Source organism: Youngiibacter fragilis 232.1 (assembly GCF_000495435.3).
GTDB classification, from domain to species: domain Bacteria; phylum Bacillota; class Clostridia; order Clostridiales; family Clostridiaceae; genus Youngiibacter; species Youngiibacter fragilis.
Genome location: NZ_AXUN02000179.1, coordinates 53,718 through 70,448 on the forward strand (window position 1 = coordinate 53,718; position 16,731 = coordinate 70,448).

At 47.9% G+C, this 16,731-nt stretch carries 21 protein-coding genes; all 21 read right to left on the reverse strand.

Features of this window, described 5'->3' with window-relative positions; genetic code table 11:
• Position 1: 1 nt before the first annotated feature.
• Positions 2-340: a tail completion protein gp17 gene (gene gp17 / locus T472_RS10540; RefSeq protein WP_023388606.1), complete on the reverse strand. Its 339-nt coding sequence runs from the start codon at positions 338-340 to the stop codon at positions 2-4.
• Positions 327-725, reverse strand: a complete 399-nt coding sequence (locus T472_RS10545) for an HK97-gp10 family putative phage morphogenesis protein (RefSeq protein WP_023388607.1) — start codon at positions 723-725, stop codon at positions 327-329. The genes gp17 and T472_RS10545 overlap by 14 nt, the downstream gene beginning before the upstream one ends.
• Positions 712-1,029 carry a phage head closure protein gene (locus T472_RS10550; RefSeq protein WP_052011806.1) on the reverse strand — a complete coding sequence of 106 codons (318 nt, stop codon included), beginning with the start codon at positions 1,027-1,029 and terminating at the stop codon, positions 712-714. The genes T472_RS10545 and T472_RS10550 overlap by 14 nt, the downstream gene beginning before the upstream one ends.
• A 17-nt stretch (positions 1,030-1,046) precedes the next feature.
• Complete coding sequence (locus T472_RS10555; protein WP_023388609.1) at positions 1,047-1,322, reverse strand: head-tail connector protein; 276 nt, start codon at positions 1,320-1,322, stop codon at positions 1,047-1,049.
• Between the two features lie 18 nt (positions 1,323-1,340).
• Positions 1,341-1,562: a Head fiber protein gene (locus tag T472_RS10560; protein WP_023388610.1), complete on the reverse strand. Its 222-nt coding sequence runs from the start codon at positions 1,560-1,562 to the stop codon at positions 1,341-1,343.
• Positions 1,563-1,572: 10 nt separating this feature from the next.
• Positions 1,573-2,772, reverse strand: coding sequence for a phage major capsid protein (locus tag T472_RS10565; protein WP_023388611.1), 1,200 nt, complete (start codon positions 2,770-2,772; stop codon positions 1,573-1,575).
• 19 nt (positions 2,773-2,791) lie between these two features.
• On the reverse strand, positions 2,792-3,487 hold the full coding sequence (locus T472_RS10570) for a head maturation protease, ClpP-related (protein WP_040907366.1): 696 nt from the start codon (positions 3,485-3,487) through the stop codon (positions 2,792-2,794).
• Positions 3,488-3,489: 2 nt separating this feature from the next.
• On the reverse strand, positions 3,490-4,773 hold the full coding sequence (locus tag T472_RS10575; RefSeq protein WP_023388414.1) for a phage portal protein: 1,284 nt from the start codon (positions 4,771-4,773) through the stop codon (positions 3,490-3,492).
• 27 nt (positions 4,774-4,800) lie between these two features.
• Positions 4,801-6,402, reverse strand: a complete 1,602-nt coding sequence (locus T472_RS10580; RefSeq protein ID WP_040907353.1) for a terminase large subunit — start codon at positions 6,400-6,402, stop codon at positions 4,801-4,803.
• Positions 6,403-6,477: 75 nt separating this feature from the next.
• On the reverse strand, positions 6,478-6,963 hold the full coding sequence (locus T472_RS20690; RefSeq protein ID WP_023388624.1) for a DUF5049 domain-containing protein: 486 nt from the start codon (positions 6,961-6,963) through the stop codon (positions 6,478-6,480).
• Positions 6,964-6,973: 10 nt separating this feature from the next.
• On the reverse strand, positions 6,974-7,204 hold the full coding sequence (locus T472_RS10590) for a DUF4314 domain-containing protein (RefSeq protein WP_023388625.1): 231 nt from the start codon (positions 7,202-7,204) through the stop codon (positions 6,974-6,976).
• Between the two features lies 1 nt (position 7,205).
• A complete protein-coding gene (locus T472_RS10595) occupies positions 7,206-7,895 on the reverse strand; it encodes a hypothetical protein (protein WP_023387359.1) in 690 nt (229 codons plus the stop codon).
• Positions 7,896-7,956: 61 nt separating this feature from the next.
• A complete protein-coding gene (locus T472_RS10600) occupies positions 7,957-9,222 on the reverse strand; it encodes a site-specific DNA-methyltransferase (RefSeq protein ID WP_023387358.1) in 1,266 nt (421 codons plus the stop codon).
• Positions 9,203-10,378 (reverse strand): methionine adenosyltransferase, encoded by a 1,176-nt coding sequence (metK, locus tag T472_RS10605; RefSeq protein ID WP_023387357.1) that lies wholly within the window; start codon positions 10,376-10,378, stop codon positions 9,203-9,205. Before metK ends, T472_RS10600 begins: the two co-directional genes overlap by 20 nt.
• Position 10,379: 1 nt before the next feature.
• Positions 10,380-10,913 carry a P27 family phage terminase small subunit gene (locus T472_RS10610; protein ID WP_023387356.1) on the reverse strand — a complete coding sequence of 178 codons (534 nt, stop codon included), beginning with the start codon at positions 10,911-10,913 and terminating at the stop codon, positions 10,380-10,382.
• 113 nt (positions 10,914-11,026) lie between these two features.
• A complete protein-coding gene (locus tag T472_RS19365; RefSeq protein WP_040907371.1) occupies positions 11,027-11,386 on the reverse strand; it encodes an HNH endonuclease in 360 nt (119 codons plus the stop codon).
• A 106-nt stretch (positions 11,387-11,492) separates the two neighbouring features.
• A complete protein-coding gene (locus T472_RS10615) occupies positions 11,493-11,921 on the reverse strand; it encodes a hypothetical protein (protein ID WP_023387354.1) in 429 nt (142 codons plus the stop codon).
• Positions 11,922-12,186: 265 nt separating this feature from the next.
• A complete protein-coding gene (locus T472_RS10625) occupies positions 12,187-13,560 on the reverse strand; it encodes a DEAD/DEAH box helicase (RefSeq protein ID WP_023387352.1) in 1,374 nt (457 codons plus the stop codon).
• Positions 13,541-13,822 carry a VRR-NUC domain-containing protein gene (locus T472_RS10630; protein WP_023387351.1) on the reverse strand — a complete coding sequence of 94 codons (282 nt, stop codon included), beginning with the start codon at positions 13,820-13,822 and terminating at the stop codon, positions 13,541-13,543. The genes T472_RS10625 and T472_RS10630 overlap by 20 nt, the downstream gene beginning before the upstream one ends.
• Before the next feature lie 152 nt (positions 13,823-13,974).
• A complete protein-coding gene (locus tag T472_RS10635) occupies positions 13,975-16,230 on the reverse strand; it encodes a phage/plasmid primase, P4 family (protein WP_023387350.1) in 2,256 nt (751 codons plus the stop codon).
• A complete protein-coding gene (locus tag T472_RS10640; RefSeq protein ID WP_023387349.1) occupies positions 16,221-16,679 on the reverse strand; it encodes a DUF7768 domain-containing protein in 459 nt (152 codons plus the stop codon). The genes T472_RS10635 and T472_RS10640 overlap by 10 nt, the downstream gene beginning before the upstream one ends.
• Positions 16,680-16,731 lie beyond the last annotated feature (52 nt).

Here is a 16,731-nt window from a genome sequence, read left to right on the forward strand (position 1 = left end):
GTTAGACCTCCTTTGGTTCTAAATAGTAAAATTTGATCCCCTTGTGGTAGAGAGCCGTGTCCGGTTCGTAAAGGTCCGCTTCATCCAGCCTATTGAAGCCTGCGTTCTTCAAGGCTTGCTTGATGCCGGCTACGAGGGTGCTGTAATCCGATTTGGACCAGACGTCCACCTGGATGTAATGGCCGGTGAACGCCTCGCCGTCATCTTCAAATTCCTCTCCGGTCTGCAGGTATTCGTGAAAGGTGATATAGGTCAGAGCCTGCCCGGAGTATTTCTGAAAACCGACCGGGACTCCCAGGGGGGTTAAGGTTTCAAGGATCAGTTTATTAAGCAAGTTCATCAAGCCCCCTTTGAAGTTCATCTTGTATGGTTTCGTTGATCTTCTTTCTGTTTTCCAGAACGGAGTTCTCAGCCCAGTGCACGGCGGGGATCTTCGAGGTTCCCCACTCGGTGAATTTGGAGTAAAAGAATTCAGAGTTGTCGCCCTTGTTGGGGCCAATCTGAATGAAGTCAACGCCGTTGGCCGTTTCAATCTCAGATACCTGGATGTTGTCAGCCATGTGCTTTTTGTTGGAGTCGGAGCGGGGAGCTTTTCCCTCCATGCTGCCTTTGACCATAGCCGCTGATTTTTCCAGGGCATTCTTCTTGATTTGGGTACCGCGGCTTCCAAGCTTATTGACTTTGTCGATTAGCTCCTGCATGCCCTCAAGCTCAATCTTGGCCATTGACGTCCACCTCCAATGCTCGGATCTCCATGTACCTGTTCCTGTATTTGATATGGTCGATGCCGGTGATGTTGTAGGTCCTGCCTTGGAAGAGGATCTGCATGGTCTGGTCGATTTCTTCCAGGAAGCGGATGGTGAACTTGACGGTGTTTTCTTCCTGGACTGACTTTGCTTCGAAATATTCTTTGCCATGCAGGTTTGTGGCCTCGGCCCATACCGTCTTTAAAACTTGGGGTAGTTCAGTCTCAAAGCCGTTCTCGTTTATGACCGGCATCACTCTTTGGATGGTGATGCGCTGTCGCATTTTTCCGATTCCCAAATTTACCACCCCTCTTTCCGATAGGCGAATAGGAGCCGCTTCATCAGGTCGATCATCGAATGCATATCCACGGTTTCCCGCTGCTCATAAAGGTTCCCGATGGCATAGAGCGCGGCCTGTTTAACCGTCTCCGGTACTTCTACAAATTCTATGAGTGGGAATCGGAGGATGTCCTCGCAAAGCTCCTCTGCAGAATTGATGCAGGAGGTGATGAGCGAATCGTCCGTATCACAGTCGACCTTCAGGTATAGTTTTGCTTCATCAAGTGTTACCAGCAATGCGCTCACCTCCCAGTGTTATTCGGCAGCCATAAGTCCCGCAGCCTTGAGTTTGGCAAGCAGGGCGTTGAAGTCGACGACCAGTCCAGCGATGGTTGTAGCGGTGCTGTCGGCCTGGAAAGTAGCCGGAGTGAAGGCGGAGGGCAGGCCGACAACCTGGCCGCCCTCCACGATCTCAAGAGTTCCGCCGATGACGGTTTTTTCGCCGCCTTGCTCGGTATAGTTCTTTACGTTACTCATATCCCGTCACCTACGCTTTCTGCTGAAGGACCTTGATGGCTTCGGGAAGGATCAGCTTTCCGTCGACCCTCTGTGTAGCCTTAAAGCCCACCTGTCCGGTTGCGGCGAAGAGTTCGTTCAGTCTCTGGAAGGATCTGCCCTGACGGTCAGCCACCCAGTAGTAACCGAAGTCGCCGAAGGCGATTGACTTTGCACTGGCAGCGATGGTCGGAACAAAGGCTGAAGTCTTGACCGGCCTGTTCAGGATGGTGTCAGGCTGTCCTGCCTGTATGGAAGGCTGCCAGATGTACTGCCCGTTGCCGTCTTTCAGTTTTCTGATGGCCTTGACAGTCGCATCGTTCATGACGAAGATGGCGTTCTTCCTGTATGGGGATTTCAGGCTGTAGAAAAGGTCCATGACCTCGTCGATGGTGATGGCAGTAGCTGAAGCCGCTGTAATGCCAAGCTGAGCTCCGCCGGTGGCGTTGAAGATGCCTGTGGGCTTGCCAACGCCGTCTCCAATGAAGAAGGCTTCCTCTTCCTTGGCACCGATCCTTCTGGCAAATTCCCTGGCGATATAGCTCTCCAGGTTGAAGACGCTGTCGTTTAAGAGTTCCTCAGACACCTTGATCATGGTGGCCAGCTTGTATGCGCCGATGGAGACCTGTCCGAAGGCGTCATCGGACTCTGGGATCGCGCCTTCCTCGTCGACCCAGAATGCCGTACCCTTGGTGGCGACTACAGGGATCTTTCTGTCGCCGGATGAGGTGGTGATGACCTTGGCGATGGATCTGAAGAGGTTCTCTTCCTCCAGGGATTCGACGAGGGTCTTCTCGAATTCATCAGGCACCAGGTATCCGCCTTCGGAATCCGTGCCGATCTGAAGGGCGTTCTGCACATCGTAGCTGTTCTTGTTTCTCATGGCTTTCCAGAAAGCCTGGGTGTAGGCGTCAGATGCCTTGCCTTTCTTCATTTCGCCGGACATGTTGGCTCCGGGCTGATTGGTGATGGGAGAAGCGGTGGGTCTTGAGAGTTCGGCATCGATGGCTGCCTGGCGCTCCAGCCGCTCGATCTCTTTGCCGAGGTTCATGACGTCGGTCTCCATCTTTTCGTAGGTTTCGGTGTCTGTGGCAGAGAGCAGGCCGTCCGTACCTCTTTTGCTGTCTAGGAATGCCTTTGCGGATTCCCAGGCTTTCGCGCGTTTTTCTCTCAGTTCAAGAATTGTGTTCATAGGTGTTATCCTCCTTAAATTAGTGAGCTAGCAGGCTCAGTCTCTTTTCGAGCTGTTCGATTGGGGTCTTGTTCTCAGGCTTAGGCGGGATCAGTTTCAAAAGCAAAGAGTTGGTCACTGCGGTTCTTGAGAACATCACAGCTTCCAACTCTTCTTCATGATCCGTTTGATTGTCGTCGTGAAATAGCATCTTGTCAGCGAAGCCCATCTCGATGGCCTTCTTGGCGTTGAACCAGCTTTCAGCATCCATGAGCCTTGAGATCTTTGCCCGGGATAGACCCGACTTAATCTCGTAGGCATTGATGATGGATTCCTTGACCTCGGAAAGCATCTCGATGGCCCGCTGCATTTCCTGGGAGTCCCCGATGGCAACGGTCATGGGATTGTGGATCATCATCATTGCCACGGGCGACATCAGGACTTCTGTTCCGGCCATGGCAATGACAGATGCCGCCGAAGCGGCAAGGCCGTCGATCTTGACCGTCACATCGCCTTTGTAGTCCATCAGCATGTTGTAGATCTGCGCTGCTGCGAAAACATCCCCGCCCGGCGAATTGATCCAAACGGTAATGTCTCCCTGACAGGATTCCAGCTCCTCTTTGAAGACCCTTGGCGTCACTTCATCGCCGAACCAGGTTTCATCGGAAATCTGGCCGTTCAGGTAGAGGGTGTTGCCTGTGTCGTCTCTGACCCAGTTCCAAAATTTGCGGTTCATACTCATGCATCACTTCCTTTCTGTTGAATCTGCGTGTCGGGTGCATTGGCTGTGTTTGCAAACGCCCCGGCATCTTTGAGTTTTGTCATGTTGCCGTTGATGAGGTAGAGGTTTCCGCCTTCCTCATCTGGGATTGGGTTCATATCCTCCATCTCGCGGATATCATTGGCTGACAGCCATCCGTTTTGCCTTGCGATGGAGTAGCCGTTCATGCGGCTTTGGTAATCACCTCGGAGCAGCCCGTCCACATTCAGCTTGATGAAGTACTCGGTTTTTTCACGCGGCAGGAGCAAAGACCTTTGGAGAGCTTGTTCCCAGCGGATGACCCAGGGGTCGAGGGTGTACTTTACGAACTCCAGGGATTGCTGCTCGATGTTCGAGAAGCTGGACTTTTCCAGATCCCCAACCATGTGCGGAGGGATCCGGTAGAGCCTTGCGATCTCATTGATCTGGAACTTCCGTGTTTCCAGGAATTGCGCTTCTTCCGGAGGGATACCGATCTGCTGGTATTTCATGCCTTCCTCAAGGACCGCAACCTTGTGGGCATTGTTCGTTCCCCGGTACACCTCATTCCAGGAATCACGGACTTTCTTGGGGTCTTTCAGAACTCCAGGATGTTCCAGCACACCACCGGGGTTAGCTCCGTTGGCGAAGAAACTGGCTCCGTATTCCTCGCAGGCAAGCGTCATACCGACAGCGTTTTTGGCCATGGCGATGGGTGAATATCCTACCAAACCATCAAAGCCAAGACCAGGGATGTGCAGCACATCTTGCTTTCTAAGGATAACGGTACCGTAGTCTTTAAAATTTGGGTTCTCGTCTGAGTTGCGAGAATAGATGTAGAAAATCTCGCCATTCTTGTCTCTTCCAACCTCCATTTTGTTAGGCAAAAGTGGGTAAAGGGCGACCACGCGTCCAGCTCCGTCCCGGATGATTTGTGCGTAGGCATTGCCCCAAATGAGCAGATGGCTCATGAGGGTTTCTCTAAAAACAAATGATGTCATCTCACTGTTCGGCTCGTCATGCAGGATGTGGTAAAGCGGATGGTCGTAAACCCTCTCCTTTCCGCCCTGGCTATAGCGGTAGACATTAAGAGGCAGCGAGGCCAGCGCTTCAGAAAGGATGCGGACGCAGGAATAGACTGCCGTGGTTTGCATGGCAGTAAACTCGTTTACAATTTTTCCGCTGGTTGTTCCTCCGAATAGGAAGGTGTAATTGGAGCCAGAGTAATAATCGCTAGGCTTGTCTCTTGCCTTGAAAATCTTTGTGAGAATTGGTATATTCATGGGCTTCACCTCCAAATAAGCTTGTCGTTAGAAATATAAAAGGCCTCTTTGATTGTAGACCGATTCATTGTTGTCATTACCGCCGCGGATTGCACGATCCAGTGCCATTATTGTGGCAACAGCGCCGTCGATTTTTTCGGTACTTTTTTCTTTATCCGGTTTGATATTTCCGGCTGGGTCTGTTCGGATAAAGATATTGTCCATCATCCAGCGAAGAACCGGATGCCCGCTATGGGCCAGTTTTTCCTCTAATATCAGCTTCATAAGCTCTTTTGTTGGCGGGGACATGTCTTTGAATCCCTGGCCGAATGGGACTACCGTGAAGCCCATACCTTCAAGGTTCTGGACCATCTGCACCGCCCCCCAGCGGTCAAATGCGATTTCTTTGAGGTTGTATTTCTCTCCGAGTTTTTCAATAAACGCTTCTATATAGCCGTAGTGGACTACATTGCCGTCAGTGGTCTGCACGAATCCTTGTTTTTGCCAAACGTCATAAGGCACATGGTCTCTTCTGGCACGAAGGTCTATATTTTCTTCCGGTATCCAGAAATATGGTAATATAGAATACTTGTCGTCCTCATCCTCTGGCGGGAAAACTAAAACGAAAGCAGTAATGTCTGTGGTACTTGATAGGTCAAGACCCCCATAGCAGATGCGGCCTTCCAGCGAATCGGGATTGACCAGAAAGGAGCATTTGTCCCATTTGTCCATCGGCATCCAGCGGATAGCTTGCTTGACCCATTGGTTCAGCCTCAATTGCCGAAAGCTGTTCTCTTCGGCAGGGTTTTGCTTTGCACTTTCGCAAGCAGCCTTGACTTTATCGAGGCCAACCGTAATGCCAAGAGATGGATTTGCCTTTTTCCATACTTTTGGGTCGGTCCAGTCATCGGCTTCGTCCGCTCCGAAGATGATCGGATAGAAAGTGGGGTCGTTTTTTCTTCCTTCCAGGATATCTTGAGCTTTTTGGTGGATCTCATAACATATACTGTTTGTGTCATTGCCCGCAGTGGTGATCAGGAAGTACAGTGGCTGCGTTCTGGCATCGCCGCTACCTTTGGTCATAACATCAAAAAGTTTCCTGTTGGGTTGTGTATGGAGCTCATCAAATACGACCCCATGGGTATTGAATCCGTGCTTGTTCGAAACGTCTGCGGAAAGCACCTGATAGATGCTCCCAGTAGGCAGGTAAATCAATCGCTTCTGGGAATCCAAGATTTTCACGCGCTTTGAAAGTGCCGGGCATAGTCTCACCATGTCAGCCGCCACATTAAAGACGATGGATGCCTGGTTTCGATCAGCGGCGCACCCATAGACCTCGGCCCGTTCTTCACCATCACCGCAAGTGAGGAGGAGGGCTATAGCAGCAGCTAGTTCTGACTTGCCCATCTTCTTTGGGATTTCTACATAGGCAGTGTTGAACTGCCTGTAGCCATTTGCCTTTATCGTTCCGAAAACATCTCGGATGATTTGCTCTTGCCAGTCTATAAGTTCAAAGGGCTTTCCGGCCCATGTTCCTTTGGTATGGGACAGGCACTCAATGAATCCGACCGCATAATCAGCGGCTTTTTTGTCATAATGAGAATCTTTACCCATGAATTGGGTTGGTTTGTATTTCTTCAGCTTTCGAATATGCGGTCACCTCCTTTAACTTCTGGACGACAAAAGAAGCCCCGAAAGGCTTCTCTTGAGTCAGTTTTCTGTATTTTATAGCTCGCCAGTGAGTATGAAACGGCTGTATTCTTTCTTGTATTCTTCAATAAATGTCACGAGATCATAGTAACCACGCTCGTAAGCAATCCGCTGGACAGTTTTTGTATCAAACATGTTAGTCTCGCCGGTCTCTCTAATGGCAAGAATCTGTCTAATGATGCGTTCCTTTGGGCTCTCTGTGCCTGGGTAGTAGGCTGAATACCGGGCGTAATCGTAGCCTTCGCTTTCAACAAGGATGCCATCCTCAGTTCCCTTGGCCTTGACCAAGATGCAGTGCCATACCTTTTCGGCATCCATAAACATCTTGTCAATTCGCTCAGCAATGAAATCATAATCATCAATGAGGCTCTCAGAAAAAGATCTAAAATCCTCCGGTTCCAGCTCGACCACTTCCTCGATGACAAATTGGCTGCCACTTTCTTCCCCATAACCCTTCAAGTCCTCGATGGTATTGGCTTTTCTTATAAAATGTACTTTCATGTTATCCTCCTTATCGGTCCTTGATGACTTCGCACGAATCTTCGTGGAAAGCTACGCCAAGGCTTGAACCGCAGTCCCAGGAAACGTGGATCGTACCGAGGTCGTCGACTCCTAATACAGTCCCAAGTTCGCCGGGGCTTAGCTTTGTATAAACGTCATTCATTTGAACCAGCCTCACCCTTGTTCCCGGCGGATACTTATCCTTAAGGTAGCATAGCATTCCTGGAGAGATGATATTCATATTACTCAACCTCCTTATGTTTCGCTTCGCCGCTTTTAAAAGCCGAGCTGCCTGTCAATTTTGAGAGCAGGAGTTTTCGCTCAGCTTTATACTCGTCCCCAATGAAGCCAAGCCTAAGCAGGAAGCACCGGAAAGCATATTTTTCATTTTCGATTTCTTTGGGCTTTGCGGTGATCCGTTTCTGTTCTTTTGCTAATTTAGCCAAGGAGCAGATAAAGTGTGAGTATGCTTTAATTTCCTCAGGGGCTACCGGAAAGGGGAACCACAGGAAACTTACTCTTTCATCCGTAACTTCAATCGGTAGTTCCTCAAGCTGCAGGGCTTTCTTTATAAGCCCGCCTTTGCTTTCCAGGAGCCGCTTCAAATTTTCAAGGCCTGTGTCTGTGAATGTGGCTCGTGGCAGTTCGATTACAAGTCCTTCGATTTCATCTGAAGATTCTTTAGCTGGAATGGTTTCTGTGATTTCTGCTTCAAATCCATGTTCCGCGAGCCTTTCAATAAGTAATTCCAGTTTGCTTATGTCCGCACCATCTTCGAAGGTAAGCTCTCCCTCCTTGCTGACGGTGAAGCAGCTCACCTGGTAAGCGCAGGAAGGAACGCCCAGGTATTTTGCTGAAGAACCAGTCATTTCGCTGATAAGTTGGACCAGACGCTTGCGTTCAGCACCGTTAACGTTAAATTTGATTGTCATGATATAGACCTCCTTTTTTCTTGGTAGTACATATATCACTCTAACCAAGTGTAATAGCAAGCTAATTCTGTTGATTTGAAGATGAAGTATCAGTGCTTATTTCAAGCTCTCTATAGGCTGTTTGGATTCCATCGCGTAGAAGAAAAATCTGCTCATCGGAGCCAAACTGCTGGATGCACCTTTTTACAATGACATCACAGAATTTTTCATCGAGTTCTATGGTGTGGCATACACGGTCAGTTTGTTCGCAAGCAATAAGGGTCGAACCCGAGCCTCCAAATGGATCGAGGACGATGCAACCGGACATGCTGGAATTTGTAATGGGATATGCAATAAGGGCTACAGGCTTCATTGTCGGATGCTCACCGTTCTTCTTAGGTTTGTCATATTCCCAGATGGTTGACTGCTTGCGGTCTGAATACCACATGTGCTTGCCTTTTTTCTTCCATCCGAAGAGCACCGGTTCGTGCTGCCATTGGTATGGGGAGCGACCTAGTACCAGGCTCTGTTTTTTCCAGATGCACGTCCCGGAAAGGTAAAAGCCCACATCTGTGAACGCCTTCCTGAAATTCAATCCTTCAGTGTCGGCATGGAACACATAAATGGAAGCATCCTGGGCCATAACTTCCTCAATATTCTTGAATGCATCAAAGAGGAAGGAGTAGAACGCTTCATTGCCCATATTGTCGTTTTTGATTTTTCCCGCAGATCCTTCGTAGTTAACATTGTATGGTGGGTCTGTGACCACAAGGTTAGCCTTCTTGCCGTCCATCAGTGCGCTGTAGGTTTCGGGCTTTGTGCTGTCTCCACAGACAAGTCTGTGCCTGCCCAGGAGCCAGATGTCTCCTGGCTTGGTGATGGCCGGCTTTTGAAGCTCTGCATCGACATCAAAGTCATCCTCTTCAATCCCATCCTCATCAGTCATGAGTTTATTGAGTTCGGCTGGCTCAAAACCGAGCAATCCAACATCAAACTCCATACCCTGCAGACTTTCAATCTCAAGTCGCAAAAGTTCTTCATCCCAGCCGGCATCCTCGGCGTAGCGGTTGTCGGCGATGATATAGGCTTTCTTCTGGGCTTCGGTCAGGTGGTCGACAAAGACGCAAGGGACTTCAGTGAAGCCTTCCTCCTTGGCGGCGATTAAGCGGCCGTGTCCAGCAATCACGCTGAAGTCCCGGTCCACGATGATGGGATTGACGAATCCGAACTCTCGAAGGCTTGAGCGCAACTTGGTGATCTGTGCTGGAGAGTGGGTCCTCGCATTATTCACATAGGGTATCAGTTCCTGTATCGGAACCAGCTTCATGTCACTGGTTGTCTTGCTCATACTTCTTCACCACCTCTTCCAATTCTTTATATTTTCCGACATTCTCCCATGGGTACAGACAAGATGAGAAATGGCCATAGACTGCTGTTTCTGAATACCTGGGGAATCGGAGATTCAAAAGTTCAATAATGGCAGCTGGGCGAAGGCACCAAACTTCCATGACCGCTTTTCTTAAGAACTCATCAGGTACCTTCCCAGTCTCGAAAGTATCTACCTCTACGGATACTGGATCTGCCTTTCCGATGGCGTAGGCAATATTGACCTGACACCGCTCGGCAAAATCGCACCAGACGATGTGCTTGGCAATGTTCCTGGCCATATAGGCAGCTGACCGGTCAACCTTGGTTGGGTCCTTTCCAGAGAAAGCTCCGCCGCCATGTGCAGCAAGACCGCCGTAGGTATCAACCATAAGCTTCCTACCGGTTAGCCCTGTGTCTGCCGCAGGACCACCCTCGACGAATCTTCCAGAGGGATTGATCAGTATTTCGGTATTTTCGTCAAAAGGAAAATCCTCAAAGCATTTCCAGAGAACATTGGCGTAGATATCTTTGGTCAGCTCATCTAGTGTTTTTGAAGCATCATGCTGCACAGAGACGACGATGGTTTTAACCCTATTTGGTTTCCCATCCTGGTACTCCACAGTAACCTGAGCCTTTCCATCCGGTCTAATTCCCTTGATGAGACCGTCATGCCTGGCTTGATCCAGCCTTTTTGTGATGCTGTTTACGAGTACGACTGGAAGAGGTAGCATCTGTCTGGTTTCGTTAGTAGCATAACCGTACATGGTTCCCTGGTCCCCGGCTCCTAAGCTTCCGTACCAAGAGGTGTTGCCGTTCCTGTATTCCAAGGTATTATCAACACCGTTAGCGATATCCGGGCTTTGCTTGTGCACGAAAACGAGGATACGGAACTTCCTAGGATCATATCCGACCTGTTGGAGCGTGTACCTCACAATTCTTTTAATATCGATTTTACCGCTACAGGTGATTTCGCCCGCCACGATAATCTTTCCCTTTGTAGCCATTACCTCGCAGGCCACGCGAGAAGCGGAGTCTTTGCTAAGGCACGCATCCAGGACGCTATCGGCGATAAGGTCGCAGAGCTTGTCAGGATGGCCTTCACACACGCTTTCTGCTGTTAGAAATTTGCTTTCCATATCATTTTCCTTTCCGAGCGGTAAGTAGCCGCTCCATCAAATCGTCTTGAGGGGTATAGTTCGAGCAATCAGTCAGGCTGTTCTCTCGCACAATGGCGAAAATTTGAGCCCATAAACTGTACGTCTGTTTTGAAAAGGACTGAGCCATACTTACATACGGAGACGCGATTGGAGCACCCGTCGTCGGATGTTTTGCCAGAAGTCCATATTCTGAGATAGCCTGCTCGCATTGAATCCAGCGGGCGGCACTCATGGCATATTGTTCTATTTGTTGCTTCGGGACCAGATGGCTGCATTTGTGTTTTATAAGCCATCCCCAGGTATCTGTGTAGATGTCATTGGCTATCAGTGGATGTCCGTTCTTTTGCGTGGCTGATAACCAGTCTGCAGGTTTTGGCATTTCCGTCCCTATCTCTGAATCGCCTTCAGGCAATGGGACAATCTGAAGATTGTGCGATTTGCCATCCTGTATTTTATCCGCTAAAGCCTTTCGCGGTCTGCCACCTACACCTGGCTGAGGACCTCTTTTTCCCATCAGTTCACCTCCAATCTAAATGAGGGGGTTAATACCCCCAAAACTTATGAAAAAATTTACACGAAGCCCCACGCCCGTTCCCCGGGCATAAGGTTGTAGAGATTTGATCCCCCCTACCGGTCGTGCCAACGATCCCCGTCACGAGCTGTGATGGATGAATGGCAAGGTGTGCAAAGGGCCATGAGGTTGGATTCATCATGGGTTCCTCCCCGTGCAAGCGGAAGGATGTGGTGGACCTCAGTTGCCTGAGTCATTCGTCCTTGCTTCATACACTCCTCACAGAGTGGGTTGGCTTCGATGTAGCGATCTCGTATGCGCTTCCAGGCACGACCGTACCTTTTCTTTGAGTGGGGATCACGATCATACTTCTCATAACGAGATGCTTCCTGCTTTGCATGCTTCTCACAAAATCTGCTCTCTGTCAGCTCCGGGCAACCGGGGTGAGAACATGGTCGTTTTGGTTTTCTTGGCATAAAACACCTCACTTTCTGGGCATAACAAAAGCCCCACAGGATTGCTCCCATGAGGCTTCGCCTTTATGCTTTTCGCTACTATAACATTAACATGATCACATTGGGACTAATAGTGACAAACAGTGACGTCTTCAGGAATTTTAACTTTATCAAGCGCTGCATCATGCAATCGGTAAAGGTGGCGAAGGTTATACCCAAGCTCCACGGCTATTTCTGGCCAAGACTTATTGCTGATATAACGCTTCTCCAGGATCATTCGATACTCGTTGTAATCCACTTCACGGATAACAAGACTGATCTCACGCTTAAGATCCACCAAACTTTCTAGGTCTGTGTTAATCTCGTCCTGCAGATCAATGATTTTCAATACAGTGTCAGCCATAGGCGATACGCTTTTACTAGGATTCCTTGGCATACTTGTTAATGTAGAGGTGCATCTCGTTGCCAACTCATTTAAGGATTCTACCATTTCGAGCTTGCTGGCAATCCTCTGATCCAATCGATATGCCTGTGATAAATATTCTTTAGCGGTCATTTCTTTGCACCTCCTCGTTCACTCTTCGAATGAGGTACTCAGCATTAAGACTGGTTATCTCACCGTACCAATTAGAACGGAAGAACCGTTCTAATATTCTCACTTCAGTTTGGTAGCCTCTGTTATCAGGTCTCTTCTTCAAATTACGAAGTGCACTCCGATAATCTTTTACGGCTTGCATAACAATGGCATTTGCTAAACTTTCATATGGTTCCATAGTCGTACCCCCGGATTTTTATTTTTCTCGGATTGGCACGGATTGTCTTTATTTGACTCTCATTTGCAGATCAGCTTTGACAGCATCGATAAGCGCTGACTGGCTTTTATCCTTCAAGGACAGAGCCCTTAAAACACGCTCATCAATAGTGCCTTTTGTAACGATGTGCTGCACCACAACCGTTTCAGCTGTTTGGCCTTGTCGCCAAAGCCTGGCATTTGTCTGTTGATATAACTCTAGTGACCAGGTAAGGCCGAACCATACAATGCAAGATCCGCCGGCTTGAAGATTTAAACCGTGTCCTGCAGATGCGGGATGAATTAAGCCGACCGTTATTTCCTTGTTGTTCCACCTTCGAATACTTTCAGCGGTATCCAGCTTAGAAAATGAGACCTTAATGCTTTGAAGCTTTTCTACGATTCTTTCGTAGTCATGCTTATACCAGTAGGCCACGAGTATCGGTTTTCCGGCTGCCGCCTCAATAATATCCTCCAAGGCATCTACCTTCTGATTATGAATTACCTCTGTTCCACCACAGTCGTTATAAATGGCACCGTTGGCCATCTGACAGAGCTTGCCTGAAAGTGCTGCAGCATTGGCAGCAGTAACTTCACCACCAGGAAGTTCTAATACTAGGTCTCTTGCTAATTCACCATAGCGCTCTGCCTCTTTTTCAGAAAGCAATACGGTGTATTCACTGCTGATCAGTTCAGGCATCTTAAGATAATCCGTTGACTTCATTGAAATCGTAATGTCGGAAATTTTCTTGTAGATACATTGCTCCGCACCGGGAAGCGGCTTGTAGCTATAAACGATCTGGCCATTTCTCTTATCTGGCATAAAATAGTTGCTGCGAAATGCCGAAATAAATCTACCAAGCCTTACACCCATGTCAAGCAATTTGAACTCAGCCCACAAATCCATTAGTCCATTGCTGCTTGGTGTTCCTGTCATTCCAATAATGCGCTTTACTTTAGGCCTCACTTTCATCAGTGACTTAAAGCGCTTGGTCTGATGATTTTTGAAGGAAGAAAGTTCATCAATGATTATCGTATCGAAATCAAAGGTCAGTCCGCTATCATCAATGAGCCAGCAAAGATTCTCACGGTTGATTACATAGATATCTGCTGAAGCCTTTAGCGCCTTAAGCCGTTCAGCAGTGCTTCCTACTGCAACTGTAACAATCAGGTCAGATAGATGATCCCATTTTTTTATTTCAGCTGGCCAGGTATCTCTTGCCACTCGAAGCGGTGCAACCACTAATACCTTATGGGCGTCGAAGTAATCAAACAGTAGATCATTGATAGCAGTAAGGGCGATACTTGTTTTTCCTAAACCCATATCCAGCAGTACTGCCGATACCGGATGAGACTCTATGTAGTCTATCGCATACTTTTGATATTCATGTGGTTTGTACTGCATCAAAAATCCCTCCAATCTGACTCTCGTCGTCTAATATGAAAACTGAAAATCCCAAACTTCTTAGCAACTTGTGCCTTGCCATCTGTAATGGACGCGGGTGTTTGCCAGGGGCTTTTACTTCAACAAAGGCTATAATTCCTCCAGGCATTAGAAGTATTCGATCCGGCATGCCATCAAAGCCCGGAGATACAAACTTCACCGCCAGCCCGCCACGCTTTTTTGCTTCCAAAGTTAACTTCTTTTCTATCTCTTTTTCTCTCATCGCCATATCTCCATCAATCAATGGTGCAGGTCGGTGCATGTCACTGCATAAACCCCCTATAGGCTATTTTTATATAAAAACTCTCTATAGGGACTTTTTATATAGGACCTTCATCGACCTGCACCATTATATTTTTTGCAGGTCGGTGCAACTCAATTTAGAAATTCTTCTTCTTTTAGTCGCAAACCGTAAATGAAAATTCCTTTCTTTGTCTTTTTGCGTTCAAACCCGGCAGTCTCCAAAGCAGTATAGAAATCGGTTGTACTCCTTGTGTACTCACCGTTGCGCCCACAATGGGCCCTGTATTCCTGATAAAACTCGCCGGATTTCTGCTGGTAGGACTTATTCACCTCGCAGCAATCCTCCAAGAAGGAAGCAAGCCAGTCATTGTTCTCTCTGTACGCTTTAATGGCGTCCTGAACACATGATGGAACAACAAAGTGGTAGTTAGCCTCAATAGCTTTCTTTGCTCCTTCGATGATCCAGCTCATGATGGACGGTCCTGCATTAGTAACAAGGTAGTCGGCAAAGTTTTTGATGTCGCTCCTACCCTCAATTTTTGCATTGAAGGGGATAACAATAAGACGCCTCCAGGTACCATCATCATTGGCACCGACTCTCGGTAGGTGGTTTGTGTAAAGCACCAATGTATGAGAAGGTTCAAACTTGAACGGGTCCTTATACTTTTTCTCAGCCTCAATTTCATCCGTAGAGCTGAGCTGCTTCACAATAGATGTGTTCAGGCGCATGCCCTCTTCAAGTTCGGAAGCAATGATGAGACGTTTGCCCTTGAGCTCAGCCATTTCAGGTTTTACATTTCTCCGACATCCAACCGTAAGCGTGTCCGCTGATATGGCACCGCTGTAAGAACCGAGCACCCTTGAGATGCTATTCCAAAAGGTAGACTTACCATTGCGACCCCCACCATAGGCAATGATGATCGCTTCCAGGTAAACTTTACCGATTGCTGAGAGACCAACAATCTGCTGAACATAATCAATCAGCTTTTGGTCGTTACAGAAAAACGTACTCAGTGCCTCTAACCAAATCTGCTCACCCTTATCTCCTGGTGAAGCGGTCGTTTGCTTTGTAATATAATCTGACGCCTCAGGAGCACGGCCACCAGCGATACCCTTACGAAGGTCAAATGTAACACCCGGCGTGTTAAGAAGGAACTCGTCCTTATCTAAGTCGCTCACTTTGATTTCCAGCATCGGCTTTGCGGCCTGCAGTGCCGAGATGACATATTTCATATCTCTGCGCTTCATCACAAAAGCTTTGTAAGCCAGCGCCGACTGATATTTTTTTAATGCCTTTAATGGATCACCAGAAAGTGAAGCTTCATACTTTTTACCGCCAGCAAGAATATCTTCTTCTTTTTCACCCAAGGCAACTAAAGCATTCAGAGCTCCTGTCACCTCATCAATAGCATCCTGGAGCTGTAAATCGAGGAACTCTTCCATAGCACCAACCGACTGCTGCCTTGATTCCATCCAGAACTCACCATTAAAACGAAGGTAATCTGTGGCATCGGTGTAACAAAGCTCATTGCCATATTCACGAGTCAGTACCTTCGCCTGGCCAATATCAGAAAAATCAGAAGGCCGCAGCGAGTTATTGTCAAAATCTGCATTGAAATCATCTGGAGGAACATACCCATCCTGACCTTGTACCTTCCTTGCAAACCTGATGGCGCTATTCCAAATAGCGGTAAGCTCTTCATCATCCATAGGCGGGTCGCACTTTTTAGCTTCTTCCAAGAAGATCTCATGGGCTTTGCCGGTGCTACCGTATCTCTTTACAACACGACCAGCAAAACGCGACAGCGTGTTATTGCGGCGACCTTCAGGTATTGAACTGCTACTTGTTTTTGTAGGTGCAGGAATGTCCTGAAGCAGCTCATCAATCGTGAGCCAGCCTTCATTCCAGAAAACATCAGAGGCATCAGCGCCGTAGATGAAACGCGCTGCATCTAACGCATTCTCATCGAAGAATGGGAACTGAGCATGGATTGCTCTTTTCAAAGCCACGTATCCTTCCGCATCTGATATCTCTTCTATAGAAAAGTAAACATGGAACTTGGGTCGTACTGTTTTCCCGTCCTTAGGAATCATGTTGTGACGGCTGGGAGCAATCGCATATGAGACATCTGATATCAGCTCATCCAAAGCCTCTGGCGTTATCCACTCATCCGGATTTTCGGTATGATCATTATCACAATCCATGACAATAACATCAGACTTAATGAAGTTATCTGCGCTGCGGTAGTTGTTCTTATACTCAGCACACACATGGTCGAGCTTCACCACTTCCTTAAGTTCATCCACCGAGGTAACCACGCTTTTATTTGGATAGAGGCAGTTCTTCTGATTGCCGGTAAAGTTTGCGGTGCAAATCGTTAGCTGCATGACTCAACCTCCTCCATATCCTCGGTGAAATAGCGAATCTTCATGCATCGCTTCTTGGCTTTATCAATCTCTCGCTGCATGCCATTCGTGATTTTCTCGCCGAACACCCACAGCTCATTGCATTTACCTAAGAAGACTATGTCCATGAACAGTGCAAGCTCGCGTTCTTCTGGATCATCATCTGAAAGGTATAAAGGTAAAAGTAGATGTGGAGCGAAGGCAATGGCATTTCTCTCGAAAACAGCGAATCGACTATACATCTTAGCCCTCTCTGTGTTTTTCTCTATATCACCCGCATAAGGTGAGCAGATAAACACTAGCGGCCTGAAGACCTTGTCTTCCTTTTTTATGTTTCTCAGCGCCTCGTATACGGTAGGATCGGAATAGCCTTCACTGTTTTTCTTGTCCACTCCTCCGGTACCGTATTTAGATCTCATCTGTTCGTTCATAAGCGAACCTCCTTATAAAGATTTGAGCGGCATAAAAGTCCCTCTACCAGTC

What these genes read in the sequence shown, in the direction of transcription:
- T472_RS10575 (WP_023388414.1), bottom strand. Translation starts at nt 4,773, where the DNA reads ATGAATATACCAATTCTCACAAAGATTTTCAAGGCAAGAGACAAGCCT.
- gp17 (WP_023388606.1), bottom strand. Translation starts at nt 340, where the DNA reads ATGAACTTGCTTAATAAACTGATCCTTGAAACCTTAACCCCCCTGGGA.
- T472_RS10595 (WP_023387359.1), bottom strand. Translation starts at nt 7,895, where the DNA reads ATGACAATCAAATTTAACGTTAACGGTGCTGAACGCAAGCGTCTGGTC.
- T472_RS20690 (WP_023388624.1), bottom strand. Translation starts at nt 6,963, where the DNA reads ATGAAAGTACATTTTATAAGAAAAGCCAATACCATCGAGGACTTGAAG.
- T472_RS10635 (WP_023387350.1), bottom strand. Translation starts at nt 16,230, where the DNA reads ATGCAGCTAACGATTTGCACCGCAAACTTTACCGGCAATCAGAAGAAC.
- T472_RS10640 (WP_023387349.1), bottom strand. Translation starts at nt 16,679, where the DNA reads ATGAACGAACAGATGAGATCTAAATACGGTACCGGAGGAGTGGACAAG.
- T472_RS10590 (WP_023388625.1), bottom strand. Translation starts at nt 7,204, where the DNA reads ATGAATATCATCTCTCCAGGAATGCTATGCTACCTTAAGGATAAGTAT.
- metK (WP_023387357.1), bottom strand. Translation starts at nt 10,378, where the DNA reads ATGGAAAGCAAATTTCTAACAGCAGAAAGCGTGTGTGAAGGCCATCCT.
- T472_RS10545 (WP_023388607.1), bottom strand. Translation starts at nt 725, where the DNA reads ATGGCCAAGATTGAGCTTGAGGGCATGCAGGAGCTAATCGACAAAGTC.
- T472_RS10615 (WP_023387354.1), bottom strand. Translation starts at nt 11,921, where the DNA reads ATGACCGCTAAAGAATATTTATCACAGGCATATCGATTGGATCAGAGG.
- T472_RS10600 (WP_023387358.1), bottom strand. Translation starts at nt 9,222, where the DNA reads ATGAGCAAGACAACCAGTGACATGAAGCTGGTTCCGATACAGGAACTG.
- T472_RS19365 (WP_040907371.1), bottom strand. Translation starts at nt 11,386, where the DNA reads ATGCCAAGAAAACCAAAACGACCATGTTCTCACCCCGGTTGCCCGGAG.
- T472_RS10610 (WP_023387356.1), bottom strand. Translation starts at nt 10,913, where the DNA reads ATGGGAAAAAGAGGTCCTCAGCCAGGTGTAGGTGGCAGACCGCGAAAG.
- T472_RS10565 (WP_023388611.1), bottom strand. Translation starts at nt 2,772, where the DNA reads ATGAACACAATTCTTGAACTGAGAGAAAAACGCGCGAAAGCCTGGGAA.
- T472_RS10570 (WP_040907366.1), bottom strand. Translation starts at nt 3,487, where the DNA reads ATGAACCGCAAATTTTGGAACTGGGTCAGAGACGACACAGGCAACACC.
- T472_RS10560 (WP_023388610.1), bottom strand. Translation starts at nt 1,562, where the DNA reads ATGAGTAACGTAAAGAACTATACCGAGCAAGGCGGCGAAAAAACCGTC.
- T472_RS10625 (WP_023387352.1), bottom strand. Translation starts at nt 13,560, where the DNA reads ATGCAGTACAAACCACATGAATATCAAAAGTATGCGATAGACTACATA.
- T472_RS10630 (WP_023387351.1), bottom strand. Translation starts at nt 13,822, where the DNA reads ATGAGAGAAAAAGAGATAGAAAAGAAGTTAACTTTGGAAGCAAAAAAG.
- T472_RS10550 (WP_052011806.1), bottom strand. Translation starts at nt 1,029, where the DNA reads ATGCGACAGCGCATCACCATCCAAAGAGTGATGCCGGTCATAAACGAG.